Source organism: Acinetobacter sp. A1 (genome assembly GCF_012371315.1).
Classification (GTDB): domain Bacteria; phylum Pseudomonadota; class Gammaproteobacteria; order Pseudomonadales; family Moraxellaceae; genus Acinetobacter.
In genome coordinates this window covers 130117-148062 of sequence record NZ_JAAZQY010000001.1, presented here as the reverse complement: position 1 = coordinate 148062, position 17946 = coordinate 130117, and the positions used below count along the sequence as shown (strand labels likewise).

General features: G+C 42.3%; 12 protein-coding genes and 1 tRNA gene. 10 read left to right on the top strand and 3 right to left on the bottom strand.

Going from position 1 to position 17946, the window contains the following annotated elements; translation table 11 throughout:
• Positions 1 to 125 precede the first annotated feature (125 nt).
• From leuS to holA, 3 genes are all read left to right on the top strand, one after another.
• Positions 126 to 2747, top strand: coding sequence for a leucine--tRNA ligase (leuS, locus tag HHA41_RS00715; RefSeq protein ID WP_168460030.1), 2622 nt, complete (start codon positions 126 to 128; stop codon positions 2745 to 2747).
• A gap of 226 nt (positions 2748 to 2973) precedes the next feature.
• Positions 2974 to 3504 (top strand): LPS assembly lipoprotein LptE, encoded by a 531-nt coding sequence (gene lptE / locus HHA41_RS00710; RefSeq protein WP_168460029.1) that lies wholly within the window; start codon positions 2974 to 2976, stop codon positions 3502 to 3504.
• 22 nt (positions 3505 to 3526) lie between these two features.
• Complete coding sequence (gene holA, locus HHA41_RS00705) at positions 3527 to 4525, top strand: DNA polymerase III subunit delta (RefSeq protein WP_168460028.1); 999 nt, start codon at positions 3527 to 3529, stop codon at positions 4523 to 4525.
• 46 nt (positions 4526 to 4571) lie between these two features.
• On the opposite strand, the gene HHA41_RS00700 is transcribed toward holA, so the two are convergent.
• Positions 4572 to 5021, bottom strand: coding sequence for a bacteriohemerythrin (locus HHA41_RS00700; protein WP_160243533.1), 450 nt, complete (start codon positions 5019 to 5021; stop codon positions 4572 to 4574).
• A 414-nt stretch (positions 5022 to 5435) separates the two neighbouring features.
• On the opposite strand from HHA41_RS00700, the gene HHA41_RS00695 reads away from it, so the two are divergent.
• The 3 genes from HHA41_RS00695 to HHA41_RS00685 are packed head-to-tail and all read left to right on the top strand — an operon-like array spanning position 5436 to position 10225.
• A complete protein-coding gene (locus HHA41_RS00695) occupies positions 5436 to 6764 on the top strand; it encodes an efflux RND transporter periplasmic adaptor subunit (protein ID WP_168460027.1) in 1329 nt (442 codons plus the stop codon).
• 1 nt (position 6765) lies between these two features.
• Positions 6766 to 8751: a MacB family efflux pump subunit gene (locus tag HHA41_RS00690; protein ID WP_171525189.1), complete on the top strand. Its 1986-nt coding sequence runs from the start codon at positions 6766 to 6768 to the stop codon at positions 8749 to 8751.
• 25 nt (positions 8752 to 8776) lie between these two features.
• Positions 8777 to 10225 (top strand): efflux transporter outer membrane subunit, encoded by a 1449-nt coding sequence (locus tag HHA41_RS00685; protein WP_168460026.1) that lies wholly within the window; start codon positions 8777 to 8779, stop codon positions 10223 to 10225.
• Positions 10226 to 10322: 97 nt separating this feature from the next.
• Here the strand turns inward: HHA41_RS00685 and HHA41_RS00680 are convergent, their stop codons facing one another.
• Positions 10323 to 11591: a HAMP domain-containing sensor histidine kinase gene (locus HHA41_RS00680; protein WP_168460046.1), complete on the bottom strand. Its 1269-nt coding sequence runs from the start codon at positions 11589 to 11591 to the stop codon at positions 10323 to 10325.
• 814 nt (positions 11592 to 12405) lie between these two features.
• Here HHA41_RS00680 and HHA41_RS00675 point away from each other — a divergent pair.
• The gene (locus HHA41_RS00675; protein ID WP_168419082.1) at positions 12406 to 14637 is read left to right on the top strand and encodes an NADP-dependent isocitrate dehydrogenase; all 2232 of its coding nucleotides are present in this window, start codon (positions 12406 to 12408) and stop codon (positions 14635 to 14637) included.
• Between the two features lie 298 nt (positions 14638 to 14935).
• On the opposite strand, the gene HHA41_RS00670 is transcribed toward HHA41_RS00675, so the two are convergent.
• Positions 14936 to 15022: transfer RNA gene (locus HHA41_RS00670), tRNA-Leu, on the bottom strand.
• 177 nt (positions 15023 to 15199) lie between these two features.
• Here HHA41_RS00670 and queA point away from each other — a divergent pair.
• The 3 genes from queA to HHA41_RS00655 are packed head-to-tail and all read left to right on the top strand — an operon-like array spanning position 15200 to position 17875.
• On the top strand, positions 15200 to 16237 hold the full coding sequence (gene queA, locus HHA41_RS00665) for a tRNA preQ1(34) S-adenosylmethionine ribosyltransferase-isomerase QueA (protein ID WP_168460025.1): 1038 nt from the start codon (positions 15200 to 15202) through the stop codon (positions 16235 to 16237).
• A 19-nt stretch (positions 16238 to 16256) separates the two neighbouring features.
• Positions 16257 to 17285, top strand: coding sequence for a hypothetical protein (locus HHA41_RS00660; protein ID WP_168460024.1), 1029 nt, complete (start codon positions 16257 to 16259; stop codon positions 17283 to 17285).
• A gap of 23 nt (positions 17286 to 17308) precedes the next feature.
• On the top strand, positions 17309 to 17875 hold the full coding sequence (locus HHA41_RS00655; RefSeq protein WP_168419079.1) for a LemA family protein: 567 nt from the start codon (positions 17309 to 17311) through the stop codon (positions 17873 to 17875).
• Positions 17876 to 17946: the final 71 nt, after the last annotated feature.

Genomic DNA, 17946 nt, shown 5'->3' with positions numbered 1-17946 from the left:
CCTGCAAAGTATTGGCTACTTAAATTTTCCTGCACAATCCAGCGCGCAAAATTCACTTTTTGCTGCATTTTGCGCTATGCTGTGCAACACACTTTTTTTAACCGTTTATTCCTGATTTTAACCTTATGACTACTCACATTGACCCTGAATATCAAGCCAGTGCGATTGAACCTCAAGTCCAGAATGACTGGGAATCTCGCAAAGCCTTTAAAGTTGCCGACACTGTCGAAGGTCCACATCGTTATATTCTCTCGATGTTCCCTTACCCAAGCGGCAAACTGCACATGGGTCACGTGCGTAACTACACCATTGGTGATGTGATTAGTCGTTTCCACCGTTTAAAAGGCGAAACCGTATTACAACCTATGGGTTGGGATGCGTTTGGCTTACCTGCTGAAAACGCGGCTATTGCCCATCAGGTTGCACCTGCTAAATGGACCTTTGAAAATATCGCCTACATGCGTGACCAATTGAAAAAATTGGGTTTGGCAGTAGATTGGGATCGTGAATTTGCCACCTGTACCCCAGAGTATTATCACTGGGAACAATGGTTATTCGTGCAACTGTATAAAAAAGGGTTAATTTATCGCAAACTCTCGACAGTAAACTGGGATCCTGTCGATCAGACTGTTTTAGCCAATGAACAGGTCGAAAATGGTCGTGGCTGGCGTTCAGGTGCATTGGTAGAAAAACGTGATATTCCAATGTACTACTTCCGCATTACCGATTATGCCCAAGAGTTACTCGACGATTTAGAAACTTTAAAAGATGGTTGGCCGCAACAAGTCTTGACCATGCAGCGTAACTGGATTGGCCGCTCTCAAGGGATGGAAATTACCTTTCCTTCGGCAAATCCTGAAATTTATGCAGATGGTTTAACTGTATTTACCACGCGTGCCGATACCTTAATGGGTGCAACTTATGTGGCTGTTGCCGCAGAACACCCAATGGCGTTAAAAGCCGCAGAAAATAATGAGCAATTGAAAGCGTTTATTGAAGAATGCCGTATGGGTTCTGTTGCAGAAGCTGACCTTGCGACTGCCGAGAAAAAAGGCATGGCAACAGGTTTATTTGTGAAGCATCCTGTGACAGGTAAAGAGTTACCAGTTTGGATTGCCAACTATGTGTTGATGTCTTACGGTTCTGGCGCAGTAATGGCCGTGCCTTCACACGATGAACGCGACTTTGAATTTGCCAATAAATTCCAATTGCCAATTATTCAGGTGATTGATGCCAAAGGCGCTGAAGATGCAGACTTTGACGCAACTCAGTGGCAAGAATGGTACGGCTCTAAAGAAGGTAAATTGGTCAATTCAGGCGAATTTGATGGTTTAGATTTCCAAGCAGCATTTGATGCACTATTGGCAAAATTAGAACCACAAGGTTTAGCCAATGTAAAAGTACAATTCCGCTTACGTGACTGGGGTGTTTCACGCCAACGTTACTGGGGTTGCCCAATTCCAATGATTAACTGTGAAAAATGTGGCCAAGTTCCAGTTCCAGAAGATCAACTGCCTGTGATTTTACCAACTGATGTTGTACCAGATGGTTCAGGCAACCCACTGAATAAAATGCCTGAATTCTACCAAACCACCTGCCCTTGCTGTGGCGGCGAAGCACGTCGTGAAACCGATACGCTAGATACCTTTGTAGAATCATCTTGGTATTACGCACGCTATGCATCTCCAGACTTTACTGGCGGTATGGTCAAACCAGAAGCTGCGCAAACTTGGTTGCCTGTAAACCAATATATTGGTGGTGTAGAACATGCGATCCTTCACTTATTGTATGCACGTTTCTTCCACAAACTTATGCGTGATGAAGGCGTAGTTCAAGGCAATGAACCATTCACCAACTTGCTGACTCAAGGCATGGTACTGGCAGATACCTTCTACCGTGAAGCAGAAAGCGGTAAGAAAACTTGGTTTAACCCTGCCGACATCGAACTTGAAAAAGACGAAAAAGGCCGTGTGCTTTCTGCAAAATATATGGGCGATGGTCAAGCGGTCATTGTTGGCGGTCAGGAAAAAATGTCGAAATCGAAAAACAACGGTATCGACCCGCAAGCGATTATTGACCAATACGGTGCAGATACTGCACGTGTGTTTATGATGTTCGCAGCACCACCTGATCAGTCTTTAGAATGGTCAGATGCAGGTGTAGAAGGTGCTAACCGCTTCTTAAAACGTGTATGGCGTTTGGCGGCAGGCTTCCTTGAAAAAGGCAGCAATGCAACGACTATTGAAAGCAGCAAACTTGCCACAGCAGCGCAGGACTTACGTCGCAAAACCCATGAAACCATTCAAAAAGTGGGAGATGATATTGAGCGTCGTCATGCATTCAACACTGCAATTGCAGCCTTGATGGAACTCTTGAATGCGTGCAACAAGTTTGAAGCACAAGATGAACAAGACCTTGCCGTTGAGCGTGAAGCGATTGTGACTTTATTAACCTTGCTTGCACCTTTTGCACCACACTTAAGCCAAACCCTATTGGCACAGTTCGGAATTGAGTTAACTTCAACCCTCTTCCCAACCGTAGATGAGTCTGCCTTAACCCGCAACACACAAACGATTGTGGTGCAAGTCAATGGTAAATTACGTGGCAAGCTAGATGTGGCTGTGGACGCTTCTAAAGAGGACATCCTTGCACTGGCCAAAGCTTTACCAGAAGTACAACCTTTCTTGACTGGCCCAACCAAGAAAGAAATTGTAGTACCAAATAAGTTAGTGAATTTGGTGGTTTAAATCCTTAAGTTCCATCTCCTTTTAGGAGAGGGCTAGAGAGAGGTAAATATATACCCCCTCATCCTCTTGCGGAATATATCCCTGATCCCAGAGGGAGAAGGAACTTTCTGAAGGATTTCACAATTTCCAAACAAAGCCCGTTGTCAGTCAACGGGCTTTCCACCTACAATCAAGATATTCTCAACTTCCGCTTTTAAACCTTCAAGAATATTACAGAGGACAGCACATGCACTTTAGCCAACGTTTAGCAGTCATTGTTTTAACTTGCGGACTCAGTGCTGGCTTAGTCGGCTGTGGTTTTCATTTAAAAGGCACCAATCCAAGCATTGCACCTGTGGCCTATTCAAAAATGAGTCTGGCACTCCCTAGCAATGCTGAAGAATTAGAAGAAAAGCTATCTATTCACATGGGCACAGCAGGTGTCCAACTCAGTAATGACCCTAATGCCTACGTGTTGCGTGTATTGGAATATACCCCACAACGCCTAAGATTGAACGGCAAACTGGTCGAAACTTTATTACGTTTAAGCGTGACGTTCCGCATTGAAGATGCGCAAGGCAACCCTGTGACTGAGCCCCGTACCGTCATGGCAAGTCGTAGTTACCAGTATGATGTGGCAACTGTAAACACTGATGATCAGGAACAAAAATTTTTAAGAGAAGTGATTATTGATGATGTTGCGCAGCAAATTGTGCGTCAAATTTCATCTAACCGCTTACCTTTGGTCAACCCACCAGTTTACACGCCTAATAAATAAGCAACTGAGTTCAGATTAATCTATGAAACTTGACTATCTACAAGCCCTAAAACGTGTTGATGAAGCACGTGGCGCATGGATTTTGCATGGTCAAGAACCTTTACTCGAGCAAAACTTGCTGGATGCTTTTCGTGCAAGTTGGCAAAAACAAGAGATCGAACGCCAACGCTATGATTTAAATAGCGTTAGCGACTGGAAAAATGTATTTAATGCTTTAAATAGCTTGTCCTTGTTTTCTAGTCAACTGGCCGTAGAAGTACATGGCAACATCAAGCCCGATGCCACCACCCTAAAACAACTGAAAAGCTATATTCAGCATAATGAACAGAATTTGCTGTTGGTGGTCATGCCCAAACAGGACAGCAACAGCTTAAAATCCAGTTTTTTCCAGTTAATTGATGCCAACGGAGTCAATGTTGCGCTGACCGCCAATTACCCCAAAGATCGACTGCAAATTTTAGCCTTAGAAGCAGAAAAATTAGGTATCCAATTAGGGCATGATGCATGGCAATGGTTAGAGCAGCACCATGAACACAACCTTTTGGCTGCAAAAAATAGCTTGATGCGGGTGAGTGATACCTTTCCTGAAATTCAACAGATTCAAATTGAACATTTACATGCTTGCCTGCAAGATCAGTCCCGTTACAGTACGTATGATTTAAATGATGCTTTACTGGCAGGCAATCTGGCGCAGTCCATGAAAATTTTTCAATACTTAATCGCTTCGGGCGAAGCCATGAGTTTGATTTTATGGAGCATCAGCAAAGAAATGCGTCTACTGATGCAACTATTTGAGCAACCGCAAAATGCCCTGCAACTCGGGATTTGGAAAAATAGAGTCAGTGTTTATCAACAGGCCTTACGGCGTTTAAACCCAAACTGTTTTTTGCACTGGCCAGCTTTATTATTACGCATTGATGCTGCAATTAAAGGGATGTCCAAGGAAAACCCTGAACATCTGGTGCTTCAAGCGATCACTGAACTGTGCGGTAAAACCCTGTTTGCGACATCACCTGCCTAATATCTTAAGTCAATTTTTGATTTAGGCGGTTGGTGAAAACTAAAACCTAGCTAAAGAAACGCGCAAACCAACTTTTACCTTTCTTTTGTTCTTGCGAACGCAAATAATGCAGCATATTGTCACGCACAGCATCGACATAGTCCTGATCATCATGCTGAATATGGTTAATTAGCCATTTAGACAATAAACGATACAAATCATTTTCTACCGATTCGCCATTAGCAAAACGCTGACGGCAATCATTCAGACGTTTCACAAACAATTCATGAATACCGCGGTGCGAAGGCAAATATTGATAATTCACCTGCGCCAATAAGTTTTCTTCAAAACTAAAATGCGATTGTGTGTAATCAATCAAATCATCTAAAACTTCTTTAATTTGTTCACGCGCACCCGTGGCCCGAATTTTTTCTAGCGCATTAATATAGTCCAAAATTTGACGATGCTGATTGTCAATCACATCAATTCCAATATTAAACTTTTCACTCCATTCCATGATTTACCCCTCAGATTTTTTGATTAAAGTCGTGTTTTATCGCATCATCCCGATGCCGTATTATCCTAATGATTAAAGCCATAACTATTTTATGGAATTCGATACTAGCTGCTTTTAATTTTTAAATCCATATAGAAAATAAGGTTTTTTAATCATCTTAGACCATAGTTGTAGTTTCAACTAAATTTTAATTAAAATTCATAAAAATATCATAGAGATGAACTAAAATAGTGCAGGGGTAAATTGACCTAAATTAGGGCAAATTTATGTCACTATGTGGTGCAATTAAAAAGCACTTTAATTCCCCCTAAATCAGATGATAATTCTCATTTGCAATTTCTTTAAAAAATTCACGATTTATCCTTATTTCGCTTCTATAATTCCCTTAATTTCTTTTTCTGCTTTTTTTGACTCATGCCAAAAATAAAATCGACCAAACTTATTCTGGGAATTGTGATTGCCTGTTTAGTTGCACTTGCAGCATGGTATTTTTTCAAACCAAAAACAGAGCAGCCGCAATACATCACCGCTGAAGTCAGCCGTGGCGATATTGAAAGTGCGGTTTTGGCAACAGGCGTACTTGAAGCCACCAAAATGGTCAGTGTCGGTGCGCAGGTTTCAGGTCAGGTCAAAAAAATGTATGTCGAATTGGGTGATCAGGTCAAACAAGGCCAATTGATTGCCCAAATTGATTCGGTACGTCAAGAAAATGAATTTAAAACTGCTCAAGCCAGTATTAAAAATCAACAGGCGCAATTGGCTGTCAGACAGGCCAATCTCTCCAAAGTCGCAGCAGAATATCAACGTCAACAAGCCATGTATGCGCAAGACGCCACTTCACGCGCTGAACTGGAAAGTGCTTTAGCCAACTATAAAACGGCACAAGCCGAGATTGCTGCAATTAACGCTCAAATTGAACAGTCCCGTCTAACCTTAGACACTTCTAAAGAAAATTTAGGCTATACCCAAATTCTTGCGCCAATGGATGGTACCGTGGTGGCGATTGTGACCGAAGAAGGTCAAACCGTAAACGCTAACCAAAGTGCACCCACCATTGTCAAACTGGCTAAATTAGACACCATGACTGTAAAAGCAGAAATTTCTGAAGCAGATGTGATGAAGGTCGAAGAAGGTCAAACCGTTTATTTCACCACTTTGGGCAACAGTGAGAAAAAGCATTACGCAGCCTTGCGCCAAGTTGAACCTGCACCAAAATCCATTAATACCGAAACCAGTAATAGTAGCTCTTCATCATCTAGCAATGCGGTGTATTACAACGCCTTATTTGATGTACCCAATGAAGATGGCAAGCTGCGCATTAACATGACAGCACAAGTATCGATTGTATTGGCCGAAGCACGTAACGTACTCACAATTCCAGCGGCTGCCGTGCAAGGCTCCAATCGCTCACGTGGTCGTAGCAACAATGCAGACACATCTGCACGTACTGAACGCAACAAAACGGATGAAAAATTGCCAAATCGCCCTGCCCGCTTAGAACTCACGGCCAATGAAAAAGCACTTATAGATCAAGGCAAAGCGTCTTTAGGCACAGTACGTGTTTTACAGGCCGATGGTTCAGCCCAACCGCAACCTGTATTGCTCGGGCTGAACAACCGCGCAACCGTACAAGTTATTCGCGGCTTAAAACTGGGTGATCAAGTGATTATTGCCGATGGTTCTGATACATCGAACGATGCAGCGAAACGTAGTGGACGTGTTGGCCCTTCGGTGAGAATGTAATATGAGCATGCCGCAGCATCAAACACAGCCACTCTTAGCGGTTAAAGACCTGACCCGAGAATTTCCTGCGGGTGAATCGACCGTACAAATTCTCAAAGGCATTGATCTGGAAATTTACCCAGGTGAATTGGTTGCTATTGTGGGGCAATCGGGTTCTGGTAAATCCACGCTTATGAATATTCTAGGCTGCCTTGACCAACCCACTACAGGCAGCTACAAAGTTAAAGGACGCGAAACCCGACAACTCGAAGCTGATGAATTGGCACAACTACGGCGTGAGTATTTTGGCTTTATTTTCCAGCGCTACCATTTATTGGGTGATTTAAGCGCTGCGGGTAATGTCGAAGTTCCCGCAATTTATGCAGGTGCCGATGCCGCAGAACGCCAAGCACGTGCTACCGCATTGCTGAGTGATTTAGGCTTGGCAGATAAAACCCAGAACAGACCAAGTCAACTTTCAGGCGGGCAGCAGCAACGTGTGTCCATTGCTCGTGCCCTGATGAATGGCGGTGATGTGATTCTAGCCGATGAGCCAACAGGTGCACTCGACAAGAATAGTGGTATTGAAGTCATGCGTATTTTGCGTGAACTAAATGCTAAAGGTCACACCATTATTTTAGTCACCCATGACCACAATGTCGCCAAAAATGCCACACGGATTATTGAAATCAGTGATGGTCTTATCGTTTCCGATCAACCGAACATACCTACCGATCAGGAACAGATTGCTCAACAAACGCTGGAACATCCACCACAAAAAAAGACCTCAGCTTGGCGTTCTGCACTAGACCGCTTAGGCGAAGCTTTCCGCATGGCATTACTGGCCATGAATGCACATCGCATGCGTACTTTTTTAACCATGCTTGGCATTATTATTGGGATTGCCTCGGTCGTGTCAGTGGTGGCACTGGGCAATGGTTCACAAAAACAGATTTTAGAAAATATCAGCAGTTTAGGCACCAATACCATCACCGTATTTCAGGGGCGAGGTTTTGGGGACACCTCTCGCTCCTCTCAAGTCAGAACACTGGTTCCTGCCGATGCCGATGCTTTAGCAAAACAACCTTATGTCGATGGTGTCAGCCCTTCAGTCAACAGCAATGTCACAGTCCGTTTTAAAGACACGGAAGCTTCAGCCACAGTCAATGGGGTAAGTGAAGACTTTTTCTATGTACGTGGCATGAATTTTCAGTCTGGGCAACCGTTTGATAAACACAGCGTAATTGAACAAGCTCAAGATGTGGTGATTGATCACAACACAAAAAATACATTTTTTAGTGATGGCAGCAACCCTGTCGGGCAAGTGATTTTATTGGGCAGTGTGCCAAGCCGTATTATTGGGGTGGTAGAAGAACAAAAAAGCATGATGGGCAGCTCTGACAGCTTAAATGTGTATTTACCCTACTCAACCGTGATGAGCCGCATGCTAGGTCAAAGCCATGTACGCAGCATTATTGTACGAGTAAAAGATGAATACCCTAGCGCTGCAGCAGAAAATGCCATTTTAAGTCTATTGGTTCAGCGACATGGCGCACAAGATGTCTTTACGCAAAACTCTGACAGTATTAGAGAAACCATTCAGCAAACCACCGCCACCATGACCCTGCTGGTTTCTGCAATTGCTGTGATTTCCTTAGTGGTCGGAGGAATTGGTGTAATGAATATTATGTTGGTTTCTGTCACAGAGCGTACACAAGAGATTGGGGTGCGTATGGCCGTAGGTGCACGACAAAGCGATATTTTGCAGCAATTTTTAATTGAAGCAATTTTAGTCTGCATTTTAGGGGGCGTTTTAGGGGTATTACTGGCTTTAGGCATTGGGCAAGTGATTAGCCATTTTGCAGGCGGTACTTTTCAAATGGCGTATTCAACCACCTCTATTGTTGCAGCCTTTGTCTGCTCAAGCCTGATTGGTATTGTGTTTGGTTTTATTCCTGCACGTAACGCCGCACAACTCAACCCTGTCGATGCACTCTCTAGAGAATGATGCGGTCTTAGAATAAGGAACTCTCATGAAATTAAATTCCAAAGCACGAACATTCAGCCAACTGGCAACCGCACTACTTTTAGGCAGCAGCTTGGTGGGGTGTGCCGCAGTGGTCAAAACCCCTTACCAAGCCCCTGCCGTTGAAATTCCAAGCCAATTTGAACAACAACGCCTCAGTAATCAGCAAATTCATAGCCAACTAAACACTGACCGCTGGTGGACGTTGTTTAATGATGCCGCCTTAAATCAACTTGTTGAGCAAGTACTCGCACAAAACAGTGACCTCGCTGTTGCAGGGCTGAATTTACAGCAAGCGAGATTACAAGCAAAACAAAGCCAGAGTCAGCAAGGCGTCCGAATTGGCACTGCAGGAATTTCCACAGGGCATGAAATTAGCCTAGACGGCGATGGTGATCGTACCCGTGGAATCTCATTGAACTACCCAGGGCTAAGCTATGAATTGGATTTGTTTGGCAAACTGGCTAATCAGACTGAAGCAGCACGTTGGGAAGCACTCGCGACCGAACAAGATTTACAGGCGACTGCTCAAGGTTTGATTGCAACCACTGCCAATTTATATTGGCAATTGGGCTATTTAAATGAACATTTAACTGTCGCACAGCAAAATCTGGCCAGCACTGAAAAAACCTATCAATTGGTCAATGCACAATACCGTGCAGGCGCTGTCTCTGGTTTAGATTTAACCCAGGCTGAACAGGCCTTACAAAGCCAAAAAGCCACACTCAGCCAAATAGCACAGCAAAAAGTAGCAACACGTACTGCTTTGGCAGTCTTGCTCCATCAAACTGTGCAAATGCTGAACATTGCAGAACCGAAACGCTTAGGTGCCATTAGCCTACCTAAAATTCATGCAGGATTACCTGCGGAGCTTTTATCCCGCCGCCCAGATTTAAACGCTGCGGAGCTTCGTTTACGCAAAGCACTGGCCAACAAAGATGCCAATAAAGCCAGTTACTATCCATCTATTAGCCTAACTGGCACACTCAGTACAGGTGTTGGTACTGGTGCACACACTTCTTTAAGTGATGCGCTCAAGAATCCAATTGCTACTCTAGGTGCAGGGCTAACACTGCCGTTTTTACAATGGAACGATATGCAGCGTGATTTAAAAGTCAATGCGCTGGAATATGAAAAAGCCATTGTGCAATATCGACAAACCTTGTACCAAGCCTTTGCTGATGTTGAAAATGCCTTGTCTGCACGCTCTGAATTAGATCGTCAGGTCAATTTACAAATGCAGAATTTACTGTTGGCAGAGAAAACGGAACGTCTGACTGAAGTCCGTTATCGCCACGGTGCGATTGCTTTAAAAAACCTTTTGGATGCTCAAGCCACAACACGGAATGCGCGTTTAAACCTATTGCAAACTAAGCAAAATCAATACAATGCTTATGTAACCTTGTTGCAGGCCTTGGGTGGCAGTCCATTGCACCAATTGCCACAACAGCCATAAACATTCTTTAGCATCGCTTTAAAAACCAAAAAGCCTATCAGTGTATAATGCCACCGACAGGCTTTTTAAAATATGTTCAGCAAATATAGATTGTGACTTAAATTTTCTCTGAAAGTATCGCTTCTTTGCTTAAAACCTGATGCATACTGGTCGCCACGGGTAAACTCACTTTAAAGGTTGTACCCTCGCCTTCTTTAGATTCCGCCACAATTTGCCCGTGGTTTAAATCAACAAAGCGCTTACACAAGACTAAACCCAAGCCTGTACCTTTTTCACCTGCAGTACCTTTAAAGCTTACAGTGAGTTTTTGTTCGAACAAGTTTTCCAACTGCTGTGGGGTCATACCCAAGCCCGTATCACGAATATAAATATCTACACTCGTTTCAGTCGCCTGCACGCTTAAAATGACTTTGCCAGTACCATCTGTACTAGTAAATTTCAATGCATTAGACACCAAGTTTTGAATCACCGAAGTAATCATGTTGATGTCTGCATAGACTTTTATGCCTTCATCCACCTGATCAATTAGCTCAATATTCTTTTTAATGGCTAGACTTCTTAAAACATCACAGACAATTTTAGTCGACTGCTTCAACTCAAAATTGATTGGATGGTAGACAAACCGTCCGCCCTCAGCCATTGCCCAATTCAACAGACTTTCCAATAAATTGTAGGTCGATTGCGCGGTATCGAATAAATAGTCCGCAATATTTTGAATACTCGAATCATCCAAAGTTTCACGCTCTTGCGCCAAAACTTCAGAAAAACCCAATAAACCATGAAAGGGTGCACGCAGGTCATGTGCAATAATCTGGAAAAACTTAGTTTTACTAAAATTTAAAGCCGACTGCTGCTCGTACAGTTCTTTTAACCCGACATAATCAACTTTTAATTCAATATAACGCACCAAACCTGCTGCAAACTCGGCAACCGTAGGTACTGCGCCCAAACTGAATTCTTCATGATGATGATCAAACAACAACAGCTGACCAATCGATTCACCATCGGTTTTAAGCAAGTCCAAGGCAATTAAGCGTTCGGCCTCTATACCCAAACTTGCAATATGCTGCACAAAGTTAGCATATTGCGGATGCTTGGGTTCAATCAATTGCTGACCCTGAAAGAATGCACCTAGCTGTGCATTTGGATTGGAATGAAAAGCTTTAAAAGTTTCGTGACTGGAATACCAAATATAAGGTTCATTGCGAAAGGTTAAAATAGCATGCTCAACCTGCAACATTTGACGGGCAAATTTCATAAAGCCATCAATTTGGTTGGCTGGCGTATGCACCCCCAATAATAATGACAGTGTGCAAGCACTCAGCTGTTCCGTTTCAGGACCAATTTCAAGCAGCTGTATTTTCATTTTTGCCTCGTGCATGATTATCCTTAAAGATAGGCATTCGATTTTGAAATAAAGAAATAAAAAATCACCAATCTAACTTTTTTCATTAACAAACTTTAACACAAAGTACAAGTATTAAAATCATTTTATTGAACAAAAGCAGTTTAGACATTTAGTTGTTAATGTTTTCGTTATTGTTCAGACAATTTAAAGTCTGTTCATGTGCTGTATTTGTGTTCTAAAAACTGACTGTGCGTGATTATAGATAGAGCCAACTCCAATAAAACAGTCATAATTTATTAACTTTTATAAACTTTTTACATATAAGTCTGACCTTTAATGTGTGTATAAGCTATAGCAACTTCATACACCTTTGCAAAGTTACAAGATTTTACGTCATCACCAATATTAAACTTAACTTATAAATGCTTGATAATTTTACAAAATAAGCTGTGTAAATATGTAACAAGGCTCTTTCTATCGGTTATTTTTCAAACATACGACTTAAGTCGAACAATCATCTTATTAATTTATAATAAAATAACAACTAATTTTGATGACCTGATCATCATTTATACGATTTGGCTCGTATTTCCATCGTAAATACCGAAGACGGGTTTTATGTTCGGCATTGAGCAAACTTTGCATAAGATTCGGCACATGCTCAGCACAAATGCGACACATCATTTCGTAGCGAAATGTCGTTATCACAGGATCTACGTTGACTGAAATACACGGAGAGTCGATACTCTCAAGGTTAAATTAAGCAAATCGGTTCGCAGGAGCTGAGTCTAAATCTGGCTCCTAAAAACTTAATCAAAGCAAGGGGCTATATATGGCTGGTGGAAAGTCAAAAATCATTTATACACTGACCGATGAGGCGCCGCTACTGGCGACTTACTCGTTGCTGCCGATCATTGAGACCTTTACCAAACCTGCGGGCGTTGAAATTGTCAAAACTGACATTTCTGTTGCTGCACGCGTACTCGCTGAATTTTCAGATTACCTTAGCGAAGAACAAAAGGTTGCCGACAACCTCGCAGAGCTCGGACGTCTCACGCAAGATCCAGATACAAACATCATCAAACTCCCAAATATCAGTGCTTCAGTTGCGCAATTGGTTGCATGTATTAAAGAATTACAGGCAAAAGGTTTTGCGATTCCTGACTATCCTGAAAACCCAAGCACTGAAGAAGAGCAAGCACTTCGCGCACGTTTTGGCAAATGCTTAGGTTCTGCAGTAAACCCTGTATTACGTGAAGGTAACTCAGACCGTCGTGCACCTGCTGCTGTGAAAAACTATGCGAAAAAACACCCGCACTCTATGAGCGAGTGGAAGCAATGGTCTCAAACGCACGTTTCACACATGGATGAAGGCGACTTCTACCACGGTGAAAAATCTATGACTTTAGACCGTGCACGTAACGTAAAAATGGAACTCATCACTCAGTCTGGTGAAGCCATTGTACTGAAAGAAAAAGTTGCGTTACTTGACGGTGAAATCATCGATTCAATGTTCATGAGCAAAAAAGCACTTTGCGACTTCTATGAAAAAGAATTAGATGATTGTAAAGAAGCAGGCATTTTGTTCTCTTTACACGTAAAAGCGACCATGATGAAGGTATCTCACCCAATCGTATTTGGTCACTGTGTAAAAATTTACTATAAAGAAGCGTTTGAAAAACATGGTAAATTGTTTGAAGAGCTTGGCATTAACGTAAACAACGGTATGGCTGGTCTTTATGAAAAGATTGCAACCTTACCAACTTCTTTACGCGAAGAAATCATTGAAGATTTACACGCTTGCCAAGAACACCGCCCTGCGCTTGCAATGGTAGATTCAGCGAAAGGCATCACCAACTTCCACTCACCAAACGACGTAATTGTTGACGCATCTATGCCTGCAATGATTCGTGGTGGCGGTAAAATGTGGGGTGCTGATGGTAAGCAGTATGACTGTAAAGCAGTAATGCCAGAATCTACGTTCGCACGTATTTACCAAGAAATGATCAATTTCTGTAAGTGGAACGGCAACTTTGACCCACGTACCATGGGTACTGTGCCAAACGTTGGTTTGATGGCGCAAAAAGCTGAAGAATACGGTTCTCACGACAAGACATTCGAAATTCCTGAAGCTGGTATTGCCAACATCACTGACCTAGAAACAGGTGAAGTGTTGATGACACAAAATGTGGAAGAAGGTGATATCTGGCGTATGTGTCAGGTGAAAGATGCACCAATCCGCGACTGGGTTAAACTTGCAGTTACACGTGCACGCAACTCAGGCATGCCTGCAATTTTCTGGCTTGACCCATACCGTCCACACGAAAATGAATTGATCAAGAAAGTACAAAAATACTTGAAAGATCACGACACCACAGGCCTAGATATTCAAATTATGTCGCAAGTTCGTGCAATGCGTTATACGCTTGAACGTGTTGCGCGTGGTCTAGACACCATTTCTGTGACTGGTAACATTTTACGTGACTACTTAACTGACTTATTCCCAATTATGGAGCTAGGTACATCTGCGAAGATGCTTTCTATTGTTCCATTAATGGCAGGCGGCGGTATGTACGAAACAGGTGCGGGTGGTTCAGCGCCGAAACACGTACAACAGTTGGTTGAAGAAAACCACTTACGTTGGGATTCATTAGGTGAGTTCCTTGCACTGGCTGTTTCTTTAGAAGAAATGGGCATTAAAGAAGACAATGCAAAAGCAAAACTTCTTGCTCAGACTTTAGATGCAGCAACTGGTAAGCTTCTAGACAACGATAAATCTCCATCACGTCGTACTGGCGAGCTAGACAACCGTGGCAGCCACTTCTACCTTGCAAAATTCTGGGCAGAAGCACTTGCAAACCAAGACCAAGATGCTGAGTTAAAAGCTAAGTTTGCACCACTTGCAAAAGCTTTAGCTGATAACGAAGAAAAAATCGTGGCGGAACTTGCAGAAGTTCAAGGCAAATCGGTTGATATCGGTGGTTACTATGCAGTTGACCAAGCTAAAGTGAATGCTGTTATGCGTCCAAGCGCAACATTCAACGCAGCACTTGAAACTGTTTAATGCTATGACCCAGCACTGATTCTATTCAGTGCTTGTTCTACAAAAAACCAGTGTGTAAACACTGGTTTTTTTGTTGTAAGTAAATAAATAAATAAAGACTAAAAAAGTGAGCTATATCCTCAAATATATCTTTATTTCTTATTCTGTCTGCTCATTCTGACTCATGAACGAAGAAAGTTAAATTAAAGTAAACGACAGCCTCCTTTTCAAAATTTGAGAATATTCAATATGATTAGCCGATTTCCAGACAATAAAAAAGCCCCCAAGTCTGAATATGCTTGAGGGCTTTTCATTTATATGGTCCCGAGGGTCGGACTCGAACCGACACGTCATCTCTGACAGCGGATTTTGAGTCCGCCGCGTCTACCAATTTCACCACCTCGGGTAGGTGTTGATGGGTATAATAAACTTTTTTGACAGCTTGTCAACGCAAGTTTTTTGCAATTGTTTAAAATTAAATCAGCTGTCATTTTTTTGATTTATAATCGACCAATTTCATCTATAAAACTTAAAAAAGCATATACTAAGCGCAGTTTTTTCTAGTTTTCTGACTTGTTTTATCATGCAGCTTTCTGACTTTAGTTTTGATCTCCCCGATGAACTTATTGCACGTTATCCACTTGCAAGCCGTAGTGCTTCTCGCCTATTGCATCTTGATGCACAAGGTCAATACCATGACCATCAATTTACCGATTTACTGAATTTACTCGAAGCGGGCGATTTATTGGTACTGAATGATACCAAAGTTATGAAAGCACGCCTTAAGGGTAAACGCGCAACAGGCGGTGCAGTAGAAGTCTTGGTAGAGCGCCTGCAAGATCGTTTTATTGCGCATTGTCATATTAAAGCCAGCAATTCACCCAAAGCTGGGGCTGAACTGTTTATCGGGCCAGATGCGGTAAAAGTAACCGTGCAGGGACGCCATGAAAACTTGTTTATTGTTGAGTTTTCACAACCCATTTTAGACGTGTTAGATGCTTATGGGCAGCTGCCTATTCCCCCCTACTTTAACCGTGAAGCAGAAGCGATTGATACCGAACGCTATCAGACCGTATTTAATGACCCGAGCAAACTTGCCAGTGTGGCAGCGCCTACAGCAAGCCTGCACTTTGATGAAGCTTTGCTGCAACAATTAGCAGATAAAGGTATTCAAAAAACCTTCGTGACCTTACATGTAGGTGCAGGTACTTTCTTACCTGTACGTACCGATGACATTGCCAATCATGTTATGCACAGTGAATGGTGTGAGGTCTCAGACGCTGCTGTAGATTTAATTCGTGCCACCAAAGCACGTGGCAATAAAGTCATTTCAGTGGGTACCACCGCTACCCGTGCTGTAGAAAGTGCAGCACAAGCTCACGGCGGCGAATTGGCTGCATGGACGGGCGATACACAAATTTTTATCTATCCTGGTTATCAGTTTAAAGTGGTAGATCGCCTTATTACCAATTTCCACTTGCCTGAATCGACACTATTGATGCTAGTTTCTGCCTTATCAAGTCGTGAGAACGTGATGCGTGCTTATCAACATGCCGTGTCAGAACACTATCGCTTCTTTAGTTATGGCGATGCCATGCTGATTGACCAAGCGCAAGCCTAAGCCTTTGTGAAGAACCTCCATGCCGCTCGATACTGTCCAACACTCCATTCACATTCGACGTAAGAAGAATAAGCGAGTATTTCGCAATATCGCGCGGCTTTGGGATATTGGAAAAAAAGCCCAAAGCCATCAAGAAATTTTGGATGGTTTGCACCCTTGGCAAGATGACATTACCTTAAAATTTGAAAATGTTTTGCCGATACTGCTGGGCATTATAGGTGTGCTATTCTGTTTATTACTCTTGATTCAACCGAGTAATATTTGGCTGCAATTTTGTTTGCTGATTGGTGTAGTCTGTATTTTTTGGGCATTTATTACCTATGAACAAGATGATCCCATTAAAGAAGTCATTGCTTTTTTAGAACAGGAAAGCATTGCTCAACGCTACCAACTGGCATGGCAACAACCACCGCAGCACCTCGCCAAAACCTTGCAACCCATTTACTTTATCGCCCATTTAAAAGCGATGTTCCCCTTATTTCATTTGGGTAATCTTTCCAATGACATTACCCGCTATGCCAGTACCGTTTGGCTTGATCAACAGGGCAAACAACATCAGGTTTTGCTTTTTGAATACCGCTATGTCAGTGAAATACGTATTAAAGACAAAAATGGCAATGATTATAAAGTCAAAGAAGTGGTGCGCTATTTATCGGGTGTCTTTGTCTTTGATGTGAAAATTCAAGGTTTAGCCATTAGCACCAATAAAAAAACTTTTGGTGCGCCCTACCATGTACCATGGCATACCAGTGACATCCGACTGAATCAAAAACTCAATTTCTTTGGTAGTGATGCGATTCAAATGGCGCGCACACTCAGCCCCGCTCTGGTGTTAAAACTGGATGATTTTTTCCAGCATCAGCAAGGGGATTTATTGTTTCACCCTGAACGACACACCTTATGTTTTTTAGGCAGCAAAAATCTGTTTGAAATTTCCAGTAAAGCAAAAAATATTCAAGATATTTCAGCATTACGTGGACACTTACGCACTTTTAAATTACCTTATTTGGAACAATTACAAACCGATTTAGTTGATTTTCTTGAATAAGAAAATGGTCTTGGGGCAACACTATGGGCATCGCAATTTTTCTTTTGGTCGTTATTGCTATCATCTTGATTGTTATAACGATTCGCAACAACATCGTGCGCCATTTCAATGCCACCATTCGTGCATGGGCAGATGTCACCAGTTTTGAGCGTCAAAAATTAAAAACTTTGGAAGAACTTGCACCTGTGGTTGAGCAATATGCAGGCATGGAAAAAGGAACTTTAGAAAAAGTGACCGAACTGCGCCAGAACATCATGAACTTAAATATCAATAATGCCGATGTTGGTCAGTTACAACGTGTTGAAGCCTTAAGCAAAGAGTTAATGCGCAGCTTAAATGTTGTGGTAGAAAATTACCCTGAACTCAAAGCCGATCAACTGTATTTAAAAATGATGCATGAAATTGACGAGCAAAATGAAAATGTGGGCGCTGCAATTACCATTTATAACCGCAATGTAGAATTATTTAATAATTATATTCAGGTCTTTCCAAACAACATCATTAATACCGCCACTACTGCTAAAAAACCTGTTCGTGCGTTTCGTGACAATAGTGCAGCTCAAAGTTTCGATTATCGTCCAAATTTTTAATACATCTATGCTTAGCAGTATTTAAAGCAACTCAAATAAAAAAGCAGCAGATTTAACCCTGCTGCTTTTAC